Origin of the sequence: Laedolimicola intestinihominis (assembly GCF_040096155.1) — a bacterium.
Classification (GTDB): domain Bacteria; phylum Bacillota; class Clostridia; order Lachnospirales; family Lachnospiraceae; genus Laedolimicola; species Laedolimicola intestinihominis.
In genome coordinates this window covers 48,198-70,964 of record NZ_JBBMFE010000012.1, presented here as the reverse complement: position 1 = coordinate 70,964, position 22,767 = coordinate 48,198, and the positions used below count along the sequence as shown (strand labels likewise).

General features: G+C 51.2%; 21 protein-coding genes. 3 read left to right on the top strand and 18 right to left on the bottom strand.

The window, feature by feature from the left end:
* Window positions 1-24: 24 nt before the first annotated feature.
* The 3 genes from WMO29_RS12380 to WMO29_RS12370 all read right to left on the bottom strand — a co-directional run bounded on the left by WMO29_RS12380 (window position 25) and on the right by WMO29_RS12370 (window position 3,170).
* A complete protein-coding gene (locus WMO29_RS12380; RefSeq protein WP_349165002.1) occupies window positions 25-1,140 on the bottom strand; it encodes a sugar ABC transporter substrate-binding protein in 1,116 nt (371 codons plus the stop codon).
* A 116-nt stretch (window positions 1,141-1,256) separates the two neighbouring features.
* The gene (locus tag WMO29_RS12375; RefSeq protein ID WP_349165001.1) at window positions 1,257-2,345 is read right to left on the bottom strand and encodes a LacI family DNA-binding transcriptional regulator; all 1,089 of its coding nucleotides are present in this window, start codon (window positions 2,343-2,345) and stop codon (window positions 1,257-1,259) included.
* Window positions 2,346-2,465: 120 nt separating this feature from the next.
* A complete protein-coding gene (locus WMO29_RS12370; protein ID WP_178039852.1) occupies window positions 2,466-3,170 on the bottom strand; it encodes a GntR family transcriptional regulator in 705 nt (234 codons plus the stop codon).
* Between the two features lie 521 nt (window positions 3,171-3,691).
* Between WMO29_RS12370 and WMO29_RS12365 the strand changes: the two genes are divergently transcribed.
* The 3 genes from WMO29_RS12365 to WMO29_RS12355 are packed head-to-tail and all read left to right on the top strand — an operon-like array spanning window position 3,692 to window position 7,203.
* Window positions 3,692-4,672: a thiamine pyrophosphate-dependent dehydrogenase E1 component subunit alpha gene (locus WMO29_RS12365; RefSeq protein WP_349165000.1), complete on the top strand. Its 981-nt coding sequence runs from the start codon at window positions 3,692-3,694 to the stop codon at window positions 4,670-4,672.
* Window positions 4,669-5,652: an alpha-ketoacid dehydrogenase subunit beta gene (locus WMO29_RS12360; protein ID WP_349164999.1), complete on the top strand. Its 984-nt coding sequence runs from the start codon at window positions 4,669-4,671 to the stop codon at window positions 5,650-5,652. Before WMO29_RS12365 ends, WMO29_RS12360 begins: the two co-directional genes overlap by 4 nt.
* A gap of 12 nt (window positions 5,653-5,664) precedes the next feature.
* The gene (locus tag WMO29_RS12355) at window positions 5,665-7,203 is read left to right on the top strand and encodes a 2-oxo acid dehydrogenase subunit E2 (protein ID WP_349164998.1); all 1,539 of its coding nucleotides are present in this window, start codon (window positions 5,665-5,667) and stop codon (window positions 7,201-7,203) included.
* Between the two features lie 85 nt (window positions 7,204-7,288).
* Here the strand turns inward: WMO29_RS12355 and WMO29_RS12350 are convergent, their stop codons facing one another.
* The 15 genes from WMO29_RS12350 to WMO29_RS12280 form a co-directional block, all read right to left on the bottom strand.
* Window positions 7,289-7,903, bottom strand: coding sequence for a V-type ATP synthase subunit D (locus tag WMO29_RS12350; RefSeq protein ID WP_349164997.1), 615 nt, complete (start codon window positions 7,901-7,903; stop codon window positions 7,289-7,291).
* A 34-nt stretch (window positions 7,904-7,937) separates the two neighbouring features.
* A complete protein-coding gene (locus WMO29_RS12345; protein WP_178039856.1) occupies window positions 7,938-9,317 on the bottom strand; it encodes a V-type ATP synthase subunit B in 1,380 nt (459 codons plus the stop codon).
* Window positions 9,318-9,332: 15 nt separating this feature from the next.
* Window positions 9,333-11,099 (bottom strand): V-type ATP synthase subunit A, encoded by a 1,767-nt coding sequence (locus tag WMO29_RS12340; protein WP_349164996.1) that lies wholly within the window; start codon window positions 11,097-11,099, stop codon window positions 9,333-9,335.
* Window positions 11,092-11,679: an ATPase gene (locus tag WMO29_RS12335; protein ID WP_178039858.1), complete on the bottom strand. Its 588-nt coding sequence runs from the start codon at window positions 11,677-11,679 to the stop codon at window positions 11,092-11,094. The genes WMO29_RS12340 and WMO29_RS12335 overlap by 8 nt, the downstream gene beginning before the upstream one ends.
* Before the next feature lie 22 nt (window positions 11,680-11,701).
* Window positions 11,702-12,010, bottom strand: coding sequence for a V-type ATP synthase subunit F (locus WMO29_RS12330; protein ID WP_178039859.1), 309 nt, complete (start codon window positions 12,008-12,010; stop codon window positions 11,702-11,704).
* 27 nt (window positions 12,011-12,037) lie between these two features.
* Window positions 12,038-12,472, bottom strand: a complete 435-nt coding sequence (locus WMO29_RS12325) for an ATPase (protein WP_178039860.1) — start codon at window positions 12,470-12,472, stop codon at window positions 12,038-12,040.
* A gap of 71 nt (window positions 12,473-12,543) precedes the next feature.
* Window positions 12,544-14,472, bottom strand: a complete 1,929-nt coding sequence (locus tag WMO29_RS12320; RefSeq protein ID WP_349164995.1) for a V-type ATP synthase subunit I — start codon at window positions 14,470-14,472, stop codon at window positions 12,544-12,546.
* Window positions 14,473-14,487: 15 nt separating this feature from the next.
* The gene (locus WMO29_RS12315; protein ID WP_349164994.1) at window positions 14,488-15,546 is read right to left on the bottom strand and encodes a V-type ATPase subunit; all 1,059 of its coding nucleotides are present in this window, start codon (window positions 15,544-15,546) and stop codon (window positions 14,488-14,490) included.
* A 2-nt stretch (window positions 15,547-15,548) separates the two neighbouring features.
* Window positions 15,549-15,869 (bottom strand): ATPase, encoded by a 321-nt coding sequence (locus tag WMO29_RS12310; protein WP_178039863.1) that lies wholly within the window; start codon window positions 15,867-15,869, stop codon window positions 15,549-15,551.
* 281 nt (window positions 15,870-16,150) lie between these two features.
* Complete coding sequence (gene rpsU / locus WMO29_RS12305; RefSeq protein WP_004054229.1) at window positions 16,151-16,327, bottom strand: 30S ribosomal protein S21; 177 nt, start codon at window positions 16,325-16,327, stop codon at window positions 16,151-16,153.
* A 153-nt stretch (window positions 16,328-16,480) separates the two neighbouring features.
* Window positions 16,481-17,902, bottom strand: coding sequence for a rhamnulokinase (locus WMO29_RS12300; RefSeq protein WP_349164993.1), 1,422 nt, complete (start codon window positions 17,900-17,902; stop codon window positions 16,481-16,483).
* Window positions 17,903-17,926: 24 nt separating this feature from the next.
* Complete coding sequence (locus WMO29_RS12295; protein ID WP_349164992.1) at window positions 17,927-18,691, bottom strand: DeoR/GlpR family DNA-binding transcription regulator; 765 nt, start codon at window positions 18,689-18,691, stop codon at window positions 17,927-17,929.
* Between the two features lie 186 nt (window positions 18,692-18,877).
* Window positions 18,878-19,615, bottom strand: a complete 738-nt coding sequence (pflA, locus tag WMO29_RS12290) for a pyruvate formate-lyase-activating protein (RefSeq protein WP_349164991.1) — start codon at window positions 19,613-19,615, stop codon at window positions 18,878-18,880.
* Window positions 19,602-21,854 carry a formate C-acetyltransferase gene (gene pflB, locus WMO29_RS12285; RefSeq protein WP_349164990.1) on the bottom strand — a complete coding sequence of 751 codons (2,253 nt, stop codon included), beginning with the start codon at window positions 21,852-21,854 and terminating at the stop codon, window positions 19,602-19,604. Before pflB ends, pflA begins: the two co-directional genes overlap by 14 nt.
* 274 nt (window positions 21,855-22,128) lie before the next feature.
* A complete protein-coding gene (locus WMO29_RS12280) occupies window positions 22,129-22,767 on the bottom strand; it encodes a type I phosphoribosyltransferase (protein ID WP_178039868.1) in 639 nt (212 codons plus the stop codon).

The window sequence follows — 22,767 nt, the reverse complement described above, 5'->3', positions numbered from 1 at the left end:
ACACATCTGTGCTGCTTATTTGATTTACTGGAAGAACTCCTCTACCTGCTTCGCAATGTCGCGATGATATGCCAGACCGTTCTTGCCTTCGCCATCCTTGGTAACTACAGGAGCCTCAAGGTCGGTCCACTCCGGAACAGTACCGCCGCGGAAGATAGTATCCAGATACTCCATGGTCTTATAAGCCTCGTCGTACAGCGGCTGAGCTACGATTGCCTGTACCTTACCTGCCTCCAGATAATCCAGGTTGCCTTCGGTTGCGTCCATACCTACGATGAAGATTTCGCCGTCTTTCTTACCAGCCTTGGTTGCTGCGTCTGCCCAGGTAATCGGGGAGTTTCCGGTGGTACCGAAAGCGCCGATGATATCCGGGTTGGACTGGATGATTGCAAGGTTGATCGCGGTTGCCTGGTCTACCACGCCGCCTTCCAGCTGTACGTCCAGAATCTTAATCTTGCTCAGATCGTATGTACCCTTCAGAGAATCCCAGGTTGCCTTGAAGGAATCGGTTGCCGCGTTCTCAGTTACGTTCTTGGTGTTCTGGGTCAGAGCTACGGAGCCTTCCTTGCCGTCCAGGCTCTTTGCCATCAGCTCTGCTACCTGCTGGCCGTAAAGCTTCGGATCACATGCCATGTTGAATGCCAGGCCTTCCGGATAGCTTCCGTCTTCCTGCTGATGATTGAAGTGCGGGATACCTACGATAACGCCTTCAGCAGCCACGTTGGCGATGGTGTTGTAGCAGCTGGAATCTCCTGCCCAGAGAAGAAGTCCGTTGCCGCCCTCTGCCGCAAATGCTTCTGCTGCCGCGAAAGCCTCGCTGGTGTCTCCACCCTCGGTACCGATAACCTTGGCATTGTCATATCCCAGAGCCTCAGCTGCTTTCAGGAAGCCCAGCTGTACGATACGGTGTACCGGATGGTTCATGTTGTCCATACAGATGGCTACGGAATACTGTGACGGATCAAAATCGTCTGCCGGCGTCGCTTCCGCGGTATCGGTGGTCTCGGTTGCTTCTGTGGTCTCTGTGGTGTCCGTTGTGGTGGTCTCAGTAGAGCCGCCGCCTCCACAGGCTGTCAGTCCAACTACCATTGCGAGACTCAGTCCCAGTGCCCAAAGTTTCTGAATTGTTCTTTTTTTCATACGAAAACCCTCCTAATTTTTATAGTGTTACCCCTTATTTTGCTTTTCCCTTTTTGAACAGACTTGTTTCTTTCCTCCCTTCTTTAAAAAGTATTTATTTTGCCTGTTTTTATGACCTAAAACAAAATATCCTCGCTCATGACCTCCACGCATTTCTTTTCGTACAGCTCCATGTTGCTGCGAATCACAATCTGCGGATCCAGAAGAATCTCATCTTCCTCGAATTTTCTTTCCCCCAGCAGGTACTCGAACAGGTACTGGACTGCCAGCCTTCCCTGATTAAAAGGATTCTGGAAAATGGTTGCGTACACCAGTCCCGACCGGACCAGCTCCACCATTTTCGGAAATACGTCGGACGCGATGATTTTGATCTTGCCGCCGTATCCCAGCTCCACCAGTCTGCTGCAGAAGGTGACGGAGTTGGCTGTCGCCAGATAAATACCATCCAGATCCGGATGCTCCGCAATCAGCCTTCCCGCTGTCTCGTAAGCCTTCTTCGGATCGTCGTAATGCTCGTAAGTGCCTGCAAAGGTCAGCTTCTGCGCTTCCACCTCGTCCAGGAAGCCCTTTGCGGTGCTTTTATGTATCTGGCTGGTCATCTGTCCGGTCACCAGGGCTACCTTTTTGCCCGGTCCCAGAAGCGTCGCCAGCAGCTCACCTGCCATATGTCCGGCTACCAGACCGTTACTCTGGACTCCGAATACTCTCACATCCCGATCCAGGTCCGTGGTCATGGTCACTAGTGACAGCTTGCCAAGCCGGGTGCTTCGAAGAAGCTCCGACAGTTGCTCCTCCCCTTCCGGCGGAATGATAAGTGCTCCATCGTAATCCTTGTAAGATAACTCTTTCAGCTTCTCCATGTAGCCTTCAGCCTTGCCCTCGATGGTGATCATCTCCACACTTACGTGGTAATCATGCAGCTCTTCTACGGCTTTTTGGATTCCCCGGCGAACCTCGTTGTCATAATCATGAATCAAATTCGGGAACAGGGCCGCAAATTTCTTTTCCTTGCGGGACAGACTGGCTGCTGTCTTGCTGGCCTTGTATCCCATCCGCTCAGCCGCCTCATATACCGCCTCTCTGGTCTTCTCGCTGATGTCCTCTTTTCCATTCAGCGCCCGGCTTACGGTAGCAATGGAAATACGCAGTTCCTGCGCAATATCATATATGGTAATCTTCTTATTTTTGTCTACTCCATTTGTCAAATGTGGTCCCTCATTATTTTTTCTGATAATTTGTATATTTTAATGTTATTTTATAAATCGTAAGCGCTTACGAAAATAGGGCTAAAAAAACCGCTTTTGATTCGCGGCTTTTTCAGCGCTTTACAACACTTTTGTGTTGTCTGCAAAAACCCGTCGCAGATTCTCATCCGCGCTCATCAGATGTTTTCTCATGCAAGCCTCTGCTTTTCCTCCGTCCTGCTTCTCCACCTGATAAAGGATCCCCTCGTGGGCAAGCAATGCCAGCTTCGGAACTCCTTCAATAGCCTGGGTCACTTCCATGGACCGGTTCAGGACCTCCGCACAACTGGAGGACATCATCTGAAGAACCCGGTTTCCGGCAGCCTCTGCCAACTGTCCGTGGAATTTGCTGTCCTGCTCAATGCCTTTGCCCCCCGCGTATACCTCTCTTCGCATCTCATCCAGGGTCTTATGCATCATGACTATCTGTTCTTCTGTCCGTCGTTCTGCTGCCAGTCTCGCGATCTCGGTCTCCACCACCAGTCGGGCTTCCACCAACTCCATGGCAAAGCTTTCATCCAGACTGATCAGCATCGACATAGAGTCTACCATAGACGAAATCTCCGGAGCCTTCACATAGGTGCCTCCTCCGGTTCTCGCCTCCACGCATCCCATCTGCTCCAATGAACGAAAGGCTTCGCGGATGACCGATCGACTTACCCCGTATTCCTGTGACAGGATACGCTCCGATGGAAGCCTGTCCCCAGGCTGATAGGTGCCTGTTCTAATTTCTTCCTGCAGCTTTCCCGCTACTTCTTCATAAAGCTTTTGTGTCTTTTCGTACATTTTCCCACCTGTGTTACTCTTTTTATCTATATTACTATTTTACTTATAATATTCCGCGTTTGCAATTTATTTCTTGTAAACCCACTTATAACTTTCCTTTGCAAACCCTGTTTGAAAATGTAATCCAAAGGCCTTTCGAGCTCTTGCAATATTGGTCTGACCAATAATGCTTTTTCTATAATTGACTATAGCACTGACTCTTTTGGTTTTCAATATTTTTTTATAGTTTTCCCCTACCAAACCTCATTTTCAGTAAAAGTGCAGTATTTTCTTCCCCTCTTCCCCATATTTTCGCCCCTATTTTTCGTGCAGATTGTATATTTTCAAGTACAATCCCGTCTTTTTCCCGTTAAGTTTTTTCTTATTTTTGGTTTTTTATCCATTTTATCACGTTATTGCAGTTAATATTTTAAATTTTCTAAATTTTTATCCAAACTACTTGTCAAGCGCTTTTTCCAATGCTATAATGTAGGCAAAATTGGTCAGACCAATCAAAAAAAAACTAACAAGGAGGTAACCCTATGATAGAAAAAGAACGGGCTCGCCTGATCTATCAGACGATGAACCGCATCCGTTGCTTCGAACTGAAAGCCGTTTCTTTATTTGAAGCCAACAAGCTGCGCGGTTCCGTACATCTTTATGTAGGCGAAGAAGCCGTAGCGGCTACTGTATGCTCCCGACTGACGGATCAGGACTACATAGCCAGCACACACCGGGGACACGGACACTGTATCGCCAAGGGCGCTACCCTCGATCGGGCCATGGCCGAGCTTATGGGAAAATCTACCGGCTACTGCAAAGGACGCAGCGGTTCCATGCACATCGCAGACCTCTCCAAAGGTAATCTGGGAGCCAATGCGATCGTAGGCGGTGGTATTCCCATCGCTACCGGAGCCGCTCTGGCCTGCAAAATGCAGAACAACGGTCATGTCAGCGTCTCTTTCTTCGGAGATGGCGCTTCCAATGAAGGAACCTTCCATGAATCGCTGAATCTGGCTTCTGTATGGAAGCTGCCGATTATCTTTATATGCGAGAATAATCTGTACGGTATCTCCGTACCTTCCTGGCAGTCCACCTCTGTCAAGGACATCAGTGTCCGCGGTGCAGCCTACAATATTCCCGGTGTCACTGTGGACGGCAATGACGTGGAAGCCATCGATGAAGCCTTTGCCACTGCGCTTGCCCGGGCCAAAGCCGGAGACGGACCGACCCTCATTGAGTGCAAAACTTACCGCTGGCTGGGCCACTGGACCGGTGACCCGCAGCCCTATCGTACCCGCGATGAAGTAGAAGAATGGAAGCAGAAATGCCCCATCAAGCGCTACCGCACGAAGCTCATGGAAGAAGGACTGTTTACCGCTGAGGAACTGGATGCAATCGAAAAAGCCGCGCAGGATGAAGCAGACAAGGCTGCTGAATTTGCGTTGAACAGCCCTGAGCCGGATCCGGCCCAGTTGCTGGATGACGTTTTCTATGAAGGTGAAGGAGGTGCTGCCTTATGAGTATCAAGACCTATGCAATGGCCATCCGGGATACAATGGCTGAAGAAATGCGGCGGGATCATCGCGTATTTATCATGGGCGAAGACGTAGAAACTCTGGGCGGTGTATTTGGCTGCACCAAAGATCTCTATAAGGAATTTGGAACCGAACGGGTCCGCAATACCCCCATTTCCGAGGCAGGTTTTGTGGGTGCCGGTATCGGAGCTGCCTGCGCAGGCATGCGTCCTATTGTAGAGCTGATGTATATGGATTTCACCTTTGTAGCTATGGACCAGCTGCTGAATCAGGCCGCTAAGACCCGCTATATCTTTGGCGGTAACGCAAAAATTCCCCTTGTCATCCGTGGCCAACAGGGTATCGGGCGTGGCAATGCGGCAACTCATTCCCAAAGCGTGGAAACCTTCTTTATGCACATTCCAGGCCTGAAGGTAGCGTGTCCTTCCACCCCCGCAGACGCAGCCGGACTGCTCCGCACTGCCATCCGAGATGACAATCCGGTGATGTTCTTTGAGCACAAGGCCCTCTACGCCCGCAAGGGTGATGTGCCCGATGATCCGGAATACTTGATTCCCTTCGGCAAAGCTGATGTGAAACGCGCCGGAACTGATGTAACTATCGTAGCCAACCTGCTCTATGTGAGCCGTGCGCTGGAAGCAGCCGATGAGTTGGAAAAAGAGGGTATTCACGCCGAGGTCATTGATCCCCGGACTCTGGTACCGTTGGATATCGATACCATCATAAAATCTGTCAAAAAGACCGGACGTCTGGTGGTAGTTCATGAGGCACACCGTAATGCCGGCTGGGGAGCGGAGATCGCGGCTCAGGTGACAGAAGCTGCTTTCCCGTATCTGGATGCCGCTCCGGTTCGTCTCGGCACAGCTCCCTGTCCCCTTCCCTTCAATCTGGGGCTGGAAAACGCAGCGACGCCACAGGTGGCAGACATTATAAAGGCGGCCAAGGCTGTTCTCTATCAGGCATAAGGAGGAATCATTATGGGCAAAATTGTTATTATGCCGAAACAGGGGCTTCAGATGACTGAGGGCATGATCTCCTCCTGGCTTTTCCAGGAAGGCGATACTGTCAAAGAGGGCGAACCTCTTTTTGAAATGGAGACCGACAAACTGGCCATCACTATCGACGCTCCGGCCTCCGGCACTCTCTTAAAGATTCTCTGCCCTGAGGGCGAAACTGCCGAGGTGGCAGCTCCCATTGCTGTGATTGGCGAACCGGGTGCAGATTATGCGGCTATTCTGGCCGGCGATCCGGATTCCGCAGGAGAGGCAACGACAGCTAGCACTCTTGCTCCTGTTTCTGCAGATACAGAATTACATAACACTTCTCCTATGGAAGGTCACATTGTTATCATGCCGAAACAGGGGCTTCAGATGACTGAGGGCATGATCTCCTCCTGGCTTTTCCAAGAGGGCGATACTGTCAAAGAAGGCGAACCCCTCTTCGACATGGAGACCGACAAGCTGGCCATCACCATCGACGCTCCGGCCTCCGGTACACTTCTTAAGATTCTCTGCCCTGAGGGCGAAACCGCCGAGGTGGCGACTCCTATTGCGGTCATCGGACCTGCAGGTGCAGATTATCAGACGATTCTGACGGGTAATCCTGATAAACTGACGGTTTCTGCCCCGGCTGAGACAACACCCCTGTCAGAAGAAACACGCAGCTTTTCCTCTCCGCGAGCACGCATGCGTGCCAGAGAACTTGGCGTTGATTATCATACCATCACCGGAAGCGGCCCCATGGGAATGATCATTGAACGCGATGTTTTAGGCGCTGTTACCCAATCAAATACAGCAACTGCGGCAACCATTCCCACACCGGACACTTCTGTGACACCGGTACGCGGCGAGCATCAGATTCCGGTCACCAATATGCGCCGCATCATTGCGCAGCGCATGGTAGACAGTCTGAATACTCTGGCCCAAGCCAACCATCGGCTCACTGTGGATATGACGGAAGCGGTTCGCCTGCGTGAGCAGCTGAAAGCTGCGGATGTGAAGATCAGCTACAATGATATCGTCATACGCTGCACCGCCAAGGCTCTGATTGAGTTTCCCATGATGAACGCTACCATGGATGACTCCTTTATCACCACCAAGGATTACGTAAATATTGGCATGGCAGTAGCCACCGACACGGGTCTCCTGGTTCCGGTTATCCACGACGCGGATCTGAAATCTCTCCCTGAGATTTCTGCCATCAGCCATGATCTGGCAACCCGCACTAAGGAGAACCGCCTGTCCCCGGACGAAATGTCCGGCGGCACTTTTACCATCAGCAATCTGGGTATGTTTGACATCGAGAGTTTCACTGCCATCGTCAACAAGCCTGAGGTGGGTATCCTGGCTGTAGGCAAGATGGAGAAAAAACCTGCTGTCGTCAATGACCAACTGGTCATCCGACCGCTGATGCAGCTTTCTCTGACCTACGACCACCGCGTCGTAGACGGCGCTCCGGCTGCTCTGTTCCTCCGCAGGATCAAGCAGCTGCTGGAGAATCCGGGGCTGCTGATCTGATTTTCAAACAAAGAGCAGTGCTGACTTCCTTCTCTCCGGAGAATTCTGTCAGCACTGCTCTTTTGTCAGTTCATATCTTTTTTCTTTACGAATGCATCCTCTTAATAACCTTCAGTCTCGTGAACTCCTCACGCTCCTTCTCCTCCAGGGCGTTGGAAATATCCTTCGTCAGCGCCTCGTAGCGGGGAATGGTGATATTCTTCAAAGCGTTGGCACGCTTCTGGGCCTTCTTGATATTGGCCGCCAGCTGGTAGGCGGAATTCTCTACCGCGGACAGCTTGATGGTCAGATCCTTTACCTTTTCAAAAGAGACCCTGGCGATATCCAGAGATTCTTTCGTGCTGTAGAAGGCGTAGGCCGGAGTACGGGTGGCTGCGTCATAGCGGACCAGGGGAATCTCAGTACCCATGATGCTTCGGGTCTTCACTTCCACCGTATCCTCGATGGGCACATTCCGGGCCACATCGGCTACTGCGTTGATACCCAGCTCCATGTCAGCCCTCTGAAGCGCCGCGTAAGCCGTGGTGAAGGTGGTGCGAATCTCAGCCTGGATATCCTTGGCCTGATCCACCAGACCCATCAGCTCACGGATCAGAATGTTCCGCTTCTTGTCCATCAGCTCATAGCCCTGCTTTGCCAGCTTCAGGGAGTTCTTCGCGCGTATGAGGTTGCCTTTTGTAGGAACTGCATTGTTATCCATACAGCTTCCTCCTTCTTAAAAAACTCGGTTTACATTATTCTGCCGGCTTGTAGTACTTATCAAGAATCTTGGTATCCACACGGTCCAGTTCCTCTCTCGGCAGCATGCCGAGAAGCTCCCAGCCGATGTTCAGAGTCTCCTCGATGGTACGGTTCTCCTCCGGACCCTGGCCTACAAAGCGGGCCTCGAAGGCTTTACCGAACTGCAGATACTTCTTATCAATCGGAGACAGCTCATCCTCGCCGATAACGGACGCCAGCGCTCTCGCGTCTCCCACCTTTGCGTAGGAGGAGAACAGCTGGTTCGCCAGATCCTGATGATCCTCACGGGTGTAGCCCGCACCGATACCATCCTTCATCAGACGGGACAGAGACGGCAGCACGCTGATGGGCGGATAAACAGCCTGTCCGTGCAGCTCACGATCCAGTACAATCTGACCCTCGGTGATGTAACCGGTCAGGTCCGGAATCGGGTGGGTAATATCGTCGTTGGGCATGGTCAGAATCGGAATCTGTGTCACAGAACCGTTGACGCCCTCTACAATGCCGGCACGCTCATAGATGGTAGCCAGCTCACTGTATAAGTAACCCGGGTAACCCTTTCTGGACGGAATTTCTCCCTTAGAGGAAGATACCTCACGCATGGCCTCCGCGAAGGAAGTCATATCCGTCAGGATAACCAGGATGTGCATATTGCACTCAAAAGCAAGGTACTCGGCAGCGGTCAGAGCCACACGCGGTGTGATCAGACGCTCTACCACCGGGTCATTTGCCAGGTTCATAAACATGGTAACATGCTCGGAAGCTCCGCTCTCATCAAATGCGCGGCGGAAGAAATCCGCTACGTCGTGCTTCACACCCATAGCTGCGAATACGATACCGAACTGCTCATCCGAATCATCACCCAGAGAAGCTTGCTTTACCAGCTGTGCTGCCAGCTGATCATGAGGCAGACCGTTTCCGGAAAAGATCGGAAGCTTCTGTCCACGAATCAGAGTGGTCAGACCGTCGATAGCGGAAAATCCGGTACGGATGTAGTTACGCGGATACTCACGGGTTACCGGATTCAGCGGCTGTCCGTTGACATTCCGGTGAATATCGGAGACGATCTCGCCCAGACCGTCGATAGGCTGTCCGATACCATTGAAGGTACGGCCCAGGATCTCCGGGGAAAGGGCAATCTCCATGGGATGACCGGTCAGCTTGGTGTGGGTATTGCGAAGGGACATATTGTCCGTTCCGCCGAACACCTGGATTACCGCCTTATCCTTATAGCACTCAATGATACGGCCCAGCTCTTTCTTATTGCCGTCCACCGTAATCTCTACAATCTCCTCGTAGGACGCGTTCTGTACGCCTTCCAGGGCAATCAGGGGGCCGTTGATTTCACTTAAGCCTAAATATTCAATTGACATTTTCTCTTCCTCCCCTTACGCGTTCTTTTCCAGTACGCGATCGTAGAACTCATCGATCGCTTTCTTGTAATCGTCGAACATCTCCAGGTGGTCGTTGGGCACATCATACTTGATGGCAATGACCTTCTCGAAGATATTTTCACGCTTCAGCACGGACATGGGCATGCCCTGTGTAACCAGTGCCTTGGACTTGTCATAGAGATAGAGAATGATCTCCATCATCTTCATCTGCTTTTCCATGGGGACACAGGTATCATCCGGATGGAATGCATTCTGCTGCAGGAAGCCCAGACGTACTACTCTGGAAATCTCCAGAACCAGCTTCTGATCATCCGGAAGCACATCACTGCCGATCAGCTTTACAATCTCCATCAGACTGCTCTCCTGGTTCAGGATGACCATCAGACGATTTCTGCAGTCCATGAAATCCTTTGCCACATGATCCTTGTACCAGGGCGCCAGATCGGATACGTACTCACTGTAGCTGCTGAGCCAGTGAATAGCCGGGAAATGACGGGCATATGCCAGAGACTTATCCAGTCCCCAGAAGCAGCGGACGAAACGCTTGGTATTCTGGGTTACCGGCTCGGAGAAGTCGCCGCCCTGGGGGGATACAGCTCCGATGATGGATACGCTTCCTTCTGTTCCGTTTAAGTTCTGCATCATGCCGGCGCGCTCATAGAACGCGGACAGACGGGACGCCAGGTATGCCGGGAAGCCTTCCTCGGCGGGCATCTCCTCCAGGCGTCCGGACAGCTCACGGAGCGCCTCGGCCCAACGGGAGGTGGAGTCTGCCATGATGGCAACGTCATAGCCCATATCTCTATAGTACTCTGCCAGAGTAACACCTGTGTAAATACTTGCCTCACGGGCTGCCACCGGCATGTTGGAGGTATTGGCAATCAGGGTGGTACGCTCCATCAAGGGGTTGCCTGTCTTCGGGTCAACCAGCTTGGAGAAGTCCTCCAGTACCTGTGTCATCTCATTGCCACGCTCGCCGCAGCCGATATAGATGATGATATCCGCATCAGACCATTTCGCGATCTGATGCTGGGTCATGGTCTTACCGGTTCCGAATCCGCCGGGAATCGCTGCGGTACCGCCCTTGGCGATAGGAAACAGGGTATCCAGGATACGCTGTCCGGTAACCAGCGGCTTGGAAGCCGGGTAACGCCTGGTGGTCGGTCTCGGCACACGGATAGGCCATTTCTGCATCATGGTCAGTTCCTTCTCTGTACCGTCGTCCAGCTGCAGAACCGCAATGGTATCACAGATGGTATACTGGCCGTCCGGCATTACCTTTGTCAGTACGCCGGAGAGATTCGGAGGAACCATAACCTTATGAACGATTGCCTTTGTCTCCGGTACCTCACAGATGATGGATCCGCCGCTGACGCGGTCGCCCTCCTTTACAATCATGTGGGCGTCCCAGAGCTTCTCCTTATCCAGAGAATCTACAACGGTACCGCGGCTGATATAAGCGCCGCCGATTTTCGCGATCTCACTTAAGGGACGCTCAATACCGTCGAAAATATTATGCAGGATTCCGGGAGCCAGGTATACGGAGATAGCGTCTCCGGTAGCCTCTACGATTTCACCCGGTTTGATTCCGGTGGTCTCCTCGAATACCTGAATGGTTGTTCTGTCTTTATCCAGACCGATGACCTCGCCTACCAGCTTTTCCTTGCCTACATAGACCATCTCGGCCATCTTAAAGCCGGTGTTGCCTTTGATGTATACAACAGGGCCGTTGATTCCATAGATAACGCCTGTTCTATTCATGGTGTGCTCCTCCTTTTAACTGGAAGCTTTCCTTCGCCCCTGCCAGCTTGCTCTCAAAGGAATTATCGATGAGGATATTCCGTCCCGGCAGTACGGCGCGTGTTCCGCCCATAAAGGAGTATTCGCTGACCGTCACCGGCGCGCCTACTTCTGACTCGATGCTGTATTTCTTCTGCGCATCGGACGGGTCAATATATAAAATCACTTCGTCTCCGCCTGCAAACTCCCTTGCCTCGCGCAGTTGTTTCACCAGCATCTGATGATATTCCCTGGTCTCCGCAAAGTTTGCCAGCAGATCCTTTACCTCTACAAAAAGCTTTTCTTTCAGTTCATCCTGCTTTTTGCTTAAGGTTCTCTTGATTTCAATCTGTTCCTCGGAGAACTGCTTGTTATTCTCACGTACCAGACGATCGGTCTCGGTCTTGATCTCAAGCTCCTCCTGACGACGCTTCTTCTCCTGATGCTCCTCAAAAATCTTCCGCATGGCATCCGTATATTCGCGGATCATGGCGTCGCTTTTATTTCTCGCCTCTTCCATGGCATAGGTCGTAAAATGCTGCAGTTTTTCTTCTGTCGTCATTGCGATCACCTTCCTTTTCACTCTAAAGCTTGACTCCGATGGCTTCGTTCACATAGGAGGTAATAAAATTCTCTCCTCTGGTGGTGCCATGGCGGTCCGGAATTTCAATGAGAAGCGGCAGGCTGCGGCCCTGGCGGGCTTCGGCGATGACCTCCGGAAATTCCTGACCGAACTTCTCCGTCAGAACCACCACAGCGATATCCTTATCTGCCATGGCGCGGTTCAGTTCCGCCTTCAGCTCCTCTTTTTCATGAACGACAGCGCCCTCGATACCTGCCAGGCGCATGCCTGTGCAGGTATCGATATTGTCGCTTATCAAATACATCTTCATATGGATTCCGCCTTTCGGGTCAGAGATTTACAGCTTACCAAGAATCATGAAGGAGATGATCAGACCATACAGCGCGATACCTTCGGCCATAGCTACGAAAATCATGGACTTACCGAAGATGCTCTGATCCTCACTGATTGCACCCAGTGCTGCGCTTGCGGAAGATGCTACTGCGATACCGGAACCGATACCGGAAAGGCTGGTAGCCAGTGCTGCTGCGATGTATCCAAGACCTGTGGACATGCCTGCTGCGGTCTCTGCGGCAGTCTCAGCTGCCTGTACGTTTCCGCCGTATGCAAGAACGGCTGCCAGAGCCAGAGTACCAAAGAAGAAGAAGCAGTTGCATCCAAGGCTTCTCTTATAACGGCTGCGGGAGGGCTGTCCCAGGAAATATGCTCCGAACGGAACCATAATGCTTAAAACAAGAGCTGCAACCAGTAATACTTTCACTAACATAGACATTTTGAATTTCCTCCTTTAAATACCTTTTGTAATAATTTTTATAAATAATTTAAATTATTGCTTCTGTATCTTTATTTCTCGTTCATCTTATAAGGCTTGAACGCATGTCCCGTTCCCTTGTAGAAACGGCTGAATAACTCGTAGTACTCCAGACGAAGTACCTGAATACCTACAATCAGACCCTCCATCGCGCAGACAAAGGCATTGCCCAGTACGATGACCAGCCAGTTGCCGGTAGCGCCGTTCTCGAAGCCTGCCAGCATCAGAACGACCTCCATCATGGCCGCATGGCTGACTGCGAAGGCTCCGATACGGACAAAGGACAGAGTGTTTGAGAAGAAGCTTAAGAGCACCTCAAACATCTCGAAGAAGGTCAGCACCAGATACATGGCCACGCCGCCATCCAGCTCTGCTTTCTTCTTCTCCATCCAGGCGGTCAGCGGCTCCTTAAAGGCCATAGCCAGAAGGGGCAGTCCCAGAACCAGTACCATAATGATGGTAGCCGGAAGCGCATGTCCGCTCATAAAGAGAATCAGGCTTGCTACTACAAAGCCGTAGAAGATAAAGCCTGCCACACCGTTGGTATCAAACCAGGTGCCTTCGATATCATGATTCCGCACCGCCACGATAATATGAAGAATCATCGCAGTCAGAATCAGGAACATACCAAATACGATGGCTACCACGAATACGGTGTTCATCTGACCAACCACCGGAAGCGTCATCATAGCTTCCTTGGGCTTCAGCCAGCGGGCCGGAAGCACATCCTCGAAACCGAAGAAGCTGCCGTACATGAAACCGAAGAAGGTAGAGAAGATACCGGCGCTGCCGATAATCGCCGCCAGATCCATGCCCTTCTTCTTATACAGGAAGAAACCGCCCAGCAGCAGTACCAGGCCCTGTCCCACATCGCCGAACATGGCGCCGAAGATAAAGGCATAGGTGATGGCTACGAACATGGTCGGATCCATCTCATTGTAGGCCGGAAGTCCATACATCTTCACATACATCTCGAAGGGACGGAAAATCTTCAGGTTATGAAGCTTCGTGGGCGGGGTGCTGAAGATATTGTCATGGTCATCCTCCACCACCACGAAGGTCTGCTCATCATCCTCAATCTCCTTCTGGAAGGCGTCTGCCTGATCCTCCGGCATCCAGCCGCAGAGGATATAAAACACATTGTCCTTCTCCTTGGTCAGGGCTGCGTACTTCCGGATATCGAAGCTTGCGCTGCGCTTTTTCAGGTAAGCAGAAGCGGCTGCCAGCTCATCGATGCGGTCTGCCACAACGGAAGTAATCTTCTGATCCATCGACACAAGTTCCTCATCCAGCTTTGCCAGCTCTTCTTTCAGCTCTTCGTATGCATGGGTCGGCGTTCCTTCGTACTCATCCGGAATAAAGATATGTTCAAAATGCATGGACGCGTACACCGCGTCAATCTTATCCGCCAGGGAAGCCGGTACGAAGTATACTCCGTAAACGTATTCCTCATCGCTTTTACACTTATAGAAAATCGTATCCAGCGTGTCATATACATAGCGGTCGAACTTGTCGAAGTACTCCTTGGAAATCCGTCCGAAGCGGTATTTCTCATAATGGAAATTCAGCAGGCTGTGGACATCGAATTCCAGTCCCTGAAAGGGCTCGATACTGTCCATGGAAGCCTTGCATTTCTCACACTTCGCTATGAGCTCTGTCTTCCGCTCCTTCAGATCCGTCAGGTTCTTTTCCGCTTCTCTTAAAATCTGCTCCGCTTTATCCACCGTCATATCGGGGAATTCCCGATCTGTGTGCAGATCCGCGGGGAGATACTCTGAAGCCTGACGCAGAATCTCTTCATAGGGATTCTTATCGGTGTAGGCTCTCAGATTCTGTACCGTCTTAAGCTCAGTCAGGGCGTGTTCCAGCTGTATCTCATACTTGGAAAGATACTGACCGGCCATGCGCTCAATATCATTCCTGGGGCCCGTGATGCTTAAGAACTTCATCTTTACAATCACTTGCTACTACCTCCTCTACTGGTTGCCGGCGTCTTTCGACTGTTCGATATATTTCAGCGTCTCACTGGCCGGAAGTCCGTAACGGACGCCCTCCAGCACGGTCGTCAGCTTATCCAGCTCCTGCTCCTTGTCGTACAGGTAACCGGTAATCACTGCTAGGGAATAGGGGTTCTGCCGCTTTTCCTCTGTGTATACCTTCCGCAGAAATCTATCGTAGACAGTCTCCAGTTCCCGGCTGTCCAGCTTCATAAAACGTTTTCCGTAATAGGTCTTCTGGATGGCCTCCTCCAGAGCTCTCTCATCTGCTGCCGCCACCATGGCACGGATATCGCTGTCATGGAGCTTATAGGTCACCGGAATCAGAAGCGTATAGGTCGAAGCTTCCGACATCTGATAGTATTTCTTTGCCCGGTAAATCCACATCATATTCAGCAGATCAATCTGGCTTCCCAGGCTTCTGGCCAGAAGCGACTTGGTCTTGCCCTTTGTCTGCTTGCTGTTCTGTTTCCATATCATAGAGAAATAATACAGATCCAGTGTCATTTCATAATCAAAGAGACTTGCGCTCTCCACATGATCCAGCTTCTGCATTACCTTATAGTATTCGGTGCCCTTCAGTGCTTCCAGAATCTCGGGTACCGTCCCTGTCTCATCCAGCTTTTCCAGCGGTATGTCGGTGTAACGCTGTACCATGCTCCGAAGCTCCTTCTCTTCCGCGGTACGATCGCCGTGGTTGAAGGCTCTACGGAAGGCTCGCTTGATAATGGCGATATCAAACTTGCTGAAGTAAAGCCGCAGGATCTTTTTCTGTTCCTTATCGCAGAAACGATAGATCTTGGAGAAATCGTAATACAGCGTACCGACCAGCAGTCTCTCAATCTGACCCCGGTGAAGCTCCGTCTCATCATATCCCTTAAACAGGGCTTCATAGGCCGGAATCTTTTTCAAATAGGCCACTGCCTGCGGAACATTCTCCATAGCCGCCAGCTTCGCGAAATCCTCATTCGACAGAAGCCGGCTCTCCATGGCTCGTATCTTTGTGGCAACGGCACTGTATTTCATCAGTTCGCCCATGCCTATTCTCCTATCATCTTATCAAAAATCGCAGCCGCCAGCTTCTCATGATTCTGGCTGTACTCCGCATCCATGGCCGCCAGTTCCCGGTCGGTCTCCTGCTTCATCTTCAGAAGCTCATTTTCTGCTTCCAATCGAAGCTTCTCATTCAGAGTTTTCAGCTTCTCCTGCGTCTGCGCGTCAATCTCCTTATCAAAGGCCTGTGTTTTCGCCTCGTACTCAGCCGCGATCTGCTTCTTCTGCTCTGCCGCCTTCTCCTCCAGAGCCACTGCCGCGCTCTCGATCTCAGAAAGCCTGCCAAGCACTGCTTCCATCTGCTCCATGCAAATCCCTCCTGTCTCGTCATAGTCTTTGAATCCAGATTATACTATACTCTTTTTTTCAAAAAAGCTATAGCAAAATCCACCTAAAATATATCATTTTCCATTGGCATTTTCTACAAATTCATGTATAAATTGCCATATCTTCGGCATATTGCCCCACTTATAACATTCCCTCTTTTCGGTTATTCCGGATAATGATACATTTTACACACTTGTGTGTAATTTCCCCTGTTAGAGAAAAAATTCCCCGACAGTAAAGTCGAGGAATTTCATGCACAATATTAGTTGTATTTACGCTTTCTAGCTGCTTCAGATTTCTTCTTACGTCTTACGCTCGGTTTCTCGTAATGCTCTCTCTTACGGATCTCCTGCTGAATGCCTGCCTTTGCACAGTTTCTCTTAAAACGACGCAGAGCGCTATCTAAAGTCTCGTTCTCTTTTACGATTACATTTGACATAGTATCACACCTAACCTCCCTCCAGTTGTGTATTGTGCATTAGACAACTGTCTGGGTATTTTACCTTCGAATTAACAAAGGTATCCTTGCACACATAAGATTATAGTGGCTTCGTCGGTTTCTGTCAACACTTTTTTCATCGGATTTCGGATTTTACGGCTCGTAAATCTTCACGTCGAAGGAATTCCGTATAATGTCACGTCCGGCCTGTACATCCTTTACTTCACCCATAGCTACCAGCTGTACAATACTGTTGCCCAGAACGGATCCCTCCACCGGTCCCGCCATCACGCGCTTGCCGGTCTTCTTCGCAGTCAGCTCACAGAGCAGCTGATCCTGGATGCCGCCGCCCACCATATTGATGCAGGTGACGGTTTTGCCGGTGATCTCTTCCATATACTGGATGGACTTACGGTACTCCTCAGTCAGACCGTTGTAGATGGCCATGGCCATCTCGCCCAGTCCCTCCGGGGTGCCCTGGCCGGTCTCCCGGCAGTAGCCGATGATCTCCTTCATCATATTTAAGGGCGCTGTGAAGCGGGGATCCTTCGGATTAATCGTGAAGTCCTGACACTTGGCAGCCCGTGCCTCGCGGATGATATCCGGGAAGCTTACCTCGCCCTCGAACTCACACCAGTTGCGGCGCAGATTCTGCATAATCCACAGTCCGTTGATATTCTTCAGGAACTGGATCTTGCCGTCGATACTGCCCTCATTGGTGTAGTTATATTTATAGGAAGCTTCATTTAAAATCGGCTCATCCAGTACCATGCCAAGCAGGGACCAGGTGCCGCAGCTTAAGAAGGCCGCGTCGTCGGACTCCAGCGGAGCGCCCGCTACGGCGGAAGCCGTATCATGGCTGCCCACCGCAATGACCTTTACGCCCTTAAGTCCGGTCTCCTCCTCCACCTCGGGAAGCAGATCGCCGATAACGGTACCCGGCATGACAATATCGCCGAACATTTCTTTATTCAGGCCAAGCTTCTCGATGAGATCATAATCCCACTGCCGCTTTCTGGCGTCCAGAAGCTGAGAGGTGCTGGCAAAGGTATACTCGGAATACATGATACCCGTCAGGAAATAGCCGAACAGCTCCGGCATGAACAAGATACGCTTCGCGTTGTCCAGAATCACCGGGCGCATCTTCTTCTCCGCGTAGAGTTGGAAAATGGAGTTGAAATACATGAACTCGATACCGGTGCGGTTATAGAGTTCTTCCAGCGGAATGATTTTTCCAATCTCTTCCAGCATTCCATCTGTACGGGAATCACGGTAGTTCACCGGATTGCCGATGAGGTTGCCGTCCTTATCAAAGAGACCGTAGTCCACGCCCCAGGTGTCAATAGCCAGAGACTGAATCGGCACCTTTTTCGCCGCCGCCTTCTTCAGTCCCTGTTTCAGCTCATGGTACAGACCAAACAGATCCCAGTAAATATGTCCCCCCACGCGGACCTCATGGTTTGGGAAACGGTGCAGCTCCTCAAGCGTAAGCTTCCCGTCCTCCAGCTTACAGAGCACCATACGTCCGCTGGACGCTCCGAAATCAAAGGCCAGATTGTAAATCCTCTCTCCCATAATGAAATACCTTTCCTTTCTCTTTTATTCCTGTGTGACCAGATGAACCCCCTGTTCATCCAGAAAACTCAGCCATTCCGCTGACGGCTTCCGGTCGGTCACAATGACATCTCCCTTTTTCAGCATCATGGATTTCACAAAGGAAACCCGGTCAAACTTACTGCTGTCCACGGCCAGAATCGCCGTATCCGCGCAGTTATACATGGCAATCTTGATATCGCTGTCCAGCTCGTTGGAATCGGTCATGCCCTCCTTCATGTCGATGCCCTTGCAGGAAAAGATGGCCTTATCCACGTGGTAGCCGTTCAGTACCTTCTGGGCCGCGTTGCCCACCAGGGACAGGGAGCTCTCGTTCAGATTGCCTCCCGTGGAAATCACCTGGATGCCCTCGTGTCCGGCCAGCTCGATCAGTACCTCCACCGAATTCGTGATGACGGTGAGCTTATTCATTTCCCTTAGTTCCTTGGCGATCATCAGTGAGGTCGAGGACGCGTCCAGCATGATCCGGTCGCCCTCCTCCACCAGGCCCGCCACCAGGCCCGCGATAATCTGCTTCTCGTCCCGGTTGGTCTTCTCCCGGATACGGAGGGGCATATCCACATTCTTGTTCTTATTCAGAACCGCTCCTCCGTAGGTTCTCTTTACATAGCCTTCGATCTCCAGCTTCTCCAGATCGCGCCGGATGGTTTCATCTGTTACGTCGTACCGTTTACTCAGCTCGGAAACGAGAACCCGCTGTTCTTTTTGTAATATGGCAAGGATTTCATTTTTCCGCTCAATGGCAAGCATCTTCTCTCCTCCTTGTAGTTTTTCTTTTGAAATATATAGTGTTATTATATCATGCTTTATTTTGTTTTTGTAGTAGTTTTTCTTGGTTTTTGGTTGAAAATATTACAAATTCAACACGATAGTTTTAGGAATTTCCTATTGCATAAAAAACCGATGGCAGAAAAATCTGCACATCGGTTTTTTACCTTATCTCTGTTCCCCGCAGCCCAGAATCTCTTCTGCCTGCCGAACCCGCTCCGGTTCCGGCGGTCGGATTCCTTCCAGGGGATATTTTATGCCCATATTTTCCCATTTAAAAACCCCCAGGGTATGATAGGGCAAAACCTCTATTCGTTCCACGTTCGCAAGCGTTTCAGTAAAAGCTCTGAGCGCCTGCAGATCCTCGACAAAATCGCTCCTCTCCGGCACCAGCACATGCCGGATCCAGACTGGCTTTCCGATCTCGGAAAGATAGCGGGCAAACTCCAGGATATTGTCGTTTTCCCTGCCTGTCAGTCTCCGGTGCCGTTCCGGATTCATTTCCTTCAGATCCAACAGCAGTAAATCTGTTACCTTCATCAGCTCTTCCAGTTTTCCGAAAAACGGTTCTTCTCTGGTAAATGGCTGTCCTGCCGTATCAAGGACGGTATGAATGCCCTTTTCCTTCGCCAGGGCGAAAAATTCCAGCAGGAAATCCATTTGCAGCAAAGGTTCGCCGCCACTGACGGTGACGCCCCCTTCTGTACCCCAGTAATTCCGGTAGCGCAAAGCTTTTGAAAGCAGCTCCTCTGCCGTGTATATCGTTCCGCCCTGTTCCTCCCAGGTGTCGGGATTGTGACAGAACTGGCAGCGCATCCGACATCCCTGAAGAAAGATCACATACCTCACTCCCGGGCCATCAGCAGCCCCGAAGCTTTCCAGGGAATGTACCTTACATGTGGTCATGGCAGGTTCTCGCAATCACATCCAGCTGCTGCTCATGGGTCAGGTCAATGAATTTCACCGCATAGCCGGATACACGGATGGTAAAGTTCGCGTACTCTTCCTTCTCCGGGTGCTCCATGGCGTCAATGAGCTTCTCTTTGCCGAATACATTGACATTCAGATGGTGCGCGCCCTGATCGAAATAGCCGTCCATCACGGATACCAGGTTCTTCTTCTGTTCCTCCTCGCTGTGTCCGAGAGCACCCGGGTTGATGGTCTGGGTATTGGAGATACCGTCCAGCGCATACTCATAGGGCAGCTTCGCCACAGAATTCAGAGAAGCCAGCAGGCCGTTCTGCTCTGCGCCATAGCTGGGGTTCGCACCCGGTGCCAGCGGCTCGCCTGCACGGCGTCCGTCCGGCATATTGCCGGTGGCCTTGCCGTATACCACGTTGGAGGTAATGGTCAGGATCGAGGTAGTCGCCTCGGAATTCCGGTAGGTGTGACGTTTTTTAAGCTTCTCCAGGAAGGTCTTCAGGAGCCATACCGCGATATCGTCCGCACGGTCATCGTCGTTGCCGTAGCGCGGAAAATCGCCCTCTACCTCATAGTCTACAATCAGGCCTTCCTCATCCCGGATGGCCCTTACCTTTGCGTAACGGATAGCGCTTAAGGAATCTACCACATGGGAGAAGCCTGCGATACCGGTGGCAAAAGTACGGCGCACATCGGTGTCGATAAGAGCCATTTCCGCCGCCTCGTAGTAATATTTATCATGCATATACTGAATGGCGTTCAGGGTATTCACATACAGGCCAGCCAGCCAGTCCATCATCCTGTCGTACTTGCGGATAACCTCGTCGTACTCCAGGTACTCGCCCTGGTACGGCGCGTACTCCGGTCCTACCTGCTCGCGGCTCTTGGCATCGCGGCCGCCGTTCAGGGCGTAAAGCAGGCACTTGGCCAGGTTCGCGCGGGCTCCGAAGAACTGCATTTCCTTACCGGTCTGTGTCGCGGATACGCAGCAGCAAATGGAGTAGTCGTCGCCCCATACCGGCCGCATCACATCGTCATTCTCATACTGAATGGAGCTGGTCCGCACCGAGATGGCCGCCGCATATTCCTTGAAGGCCTTCGGCAGGCGGGAGGAATAAAGGACAGTCAGGTTCGGCTCCGGGCTCGGTCCCATATTTTCCAGGGTATGCAGGAAACGGTAGTCGCTCTTGGTCACCATGGAGCGACCATCCATGCCCATGCCTGCCACCTCCAAGGTCGCCCATACCGGGTCGCCGGAGAACAGCTGATTGTAGGACGGAATTCTGGCGAACTTCACCATTCTGCACTTCATGACAAAATGGTCTACCAGCTCCTGTGCCTCTGCCTCAGTCAGGGTGCCATTTGCCAGATCACGCTCCAGATAGATGTCCAGAAAAGTGGATACACGGCCTACACTCATAGCTGCTCCGTTCTGGGTGCGGATGGCTGCCAGATAGCCGAAGTACAGCCACTGTACAGCCTCTCTTGCGTTGGCAGCCGGCTCAGAAATATCGAAGCCGTAGGACGCCGCCATCACTTTCATCTCTTTCAGGGCACGAATCTGCTCTGCCAGCTCTTCCCGCTGACGGATAACCTCATCGAACATGGTTCCGTCACCGCAGTTGGCGAAGTCTTCTTCCTTCTTTGCAACCAGGAAGTCAATGCCATAGAGCGCCACTCTACGATAATCACCTACGATACGGCCGCGGCCATAGGTATCCGGAAGTCCTGTGATAATCTTATTATGACGGGCTTTCTTCATCTCCGGTGTGTATACATCGAATACCGCCTGGTTGTGCGTCTTATGATATTTGGTAAAAATCTCATGAAGCTTTTCAGAAGGCTCATACCCGTAAGTTGTGCAGGCCTGCTCCGCCATCTTGATACCGCCATAGGGCATGAACGCGCGTTTCAGCGGCTTGTCCGTCTGAAGTCCTACGACCTTTTCCAGCTCCTTCTTTTCTTCTACAATATATGCCGCCGGGTAGGCTGTGATACCGGATACTATCTCCGTCTCCATATCGAGGACGCCGCCCTTGGCGCGCTCCTCCTTCTGAAGCTTCTGCAGCTCGCTCCAGAGCTCTTCGGTGGCATTTGTCGGCCCCTCCAGAAACGCCTCATCGCCCTCATAGGATGTATAGTTGTTCTGAATGAAGTCTCTTACATTCACGTCTTCTTTCCAGTGTCTTCCACGGAAGCCATTCCATGCTGCCTTTTCTGTCATGTTTTTCCTCCTTGCATAACAAACAGTTTTTGTTATTCCTCGCCAATTAGTTTCCTCTAACCAGGTAAAAGTTTAACAGAATTCCGAGTAAAATACAAGGAATTCCATGCAGGTTCTTTGTTCTTTATGATGTACAAGGAAAATTTGGAAGATCTCGGAGAAAATAGAGGTTTTTTTGCATAAAAATTTATCGCACTGCGGCGGAAATGTAGTATGTCGCTTAGGAGACCCGCCGCAGGCGCAGAATCCTGTTTTGCAGGATTCCATCTCATCTTTACAATTTGCTGTAACCGTAGGTATTCACGATGGCGTCCACTCTCTCTTGCTTCTGGCACAGGGGGCAGTCACGGAAGCTGTAGGTCTGATAATCCGGCATATCCTTCCGGGTGAAAATGGCGTTGACCGGAATGGAATGCGCCTTATCTACCGCGCTGAAAATCGCGTTGATGGCGCTGATTTTTCCGCCGTAATATTCGATACACTCAATGCTCTGATTCAGGGTTTTTCCGGTGGTGGCTGTAGCCAGCAGCAACAGGATATTCTTGTCCTTTACCATCAGCTGCATATTGTCACGGAAAATCAGCTGGCCGCCGGTATGGAATTCCGGGGTAGCGATATAGATGGTCTTATGCTCATTGATAGAACGGACTCCGGCTTTGGTCAGCTCCTCTGCCAGATATGCCCCGATCACTTCACAGCCATCCAGACATACGATGGTGTCCACAATACTGTAGTTGGAGTAATAGGCCAGCAGCCTTGCTGCCGCCTGGGCTTCATTCTGGCGCGCCTTCAGGGTGGTCAAATCAATGTAATAATTGATATGGGAATGATTTGTGGCGAAATGACCCGGAATCACCTTCAGCGCCACGGCCGGATCAGCCTTTGCATACACCTTAAACATTCTTGTTTCCAT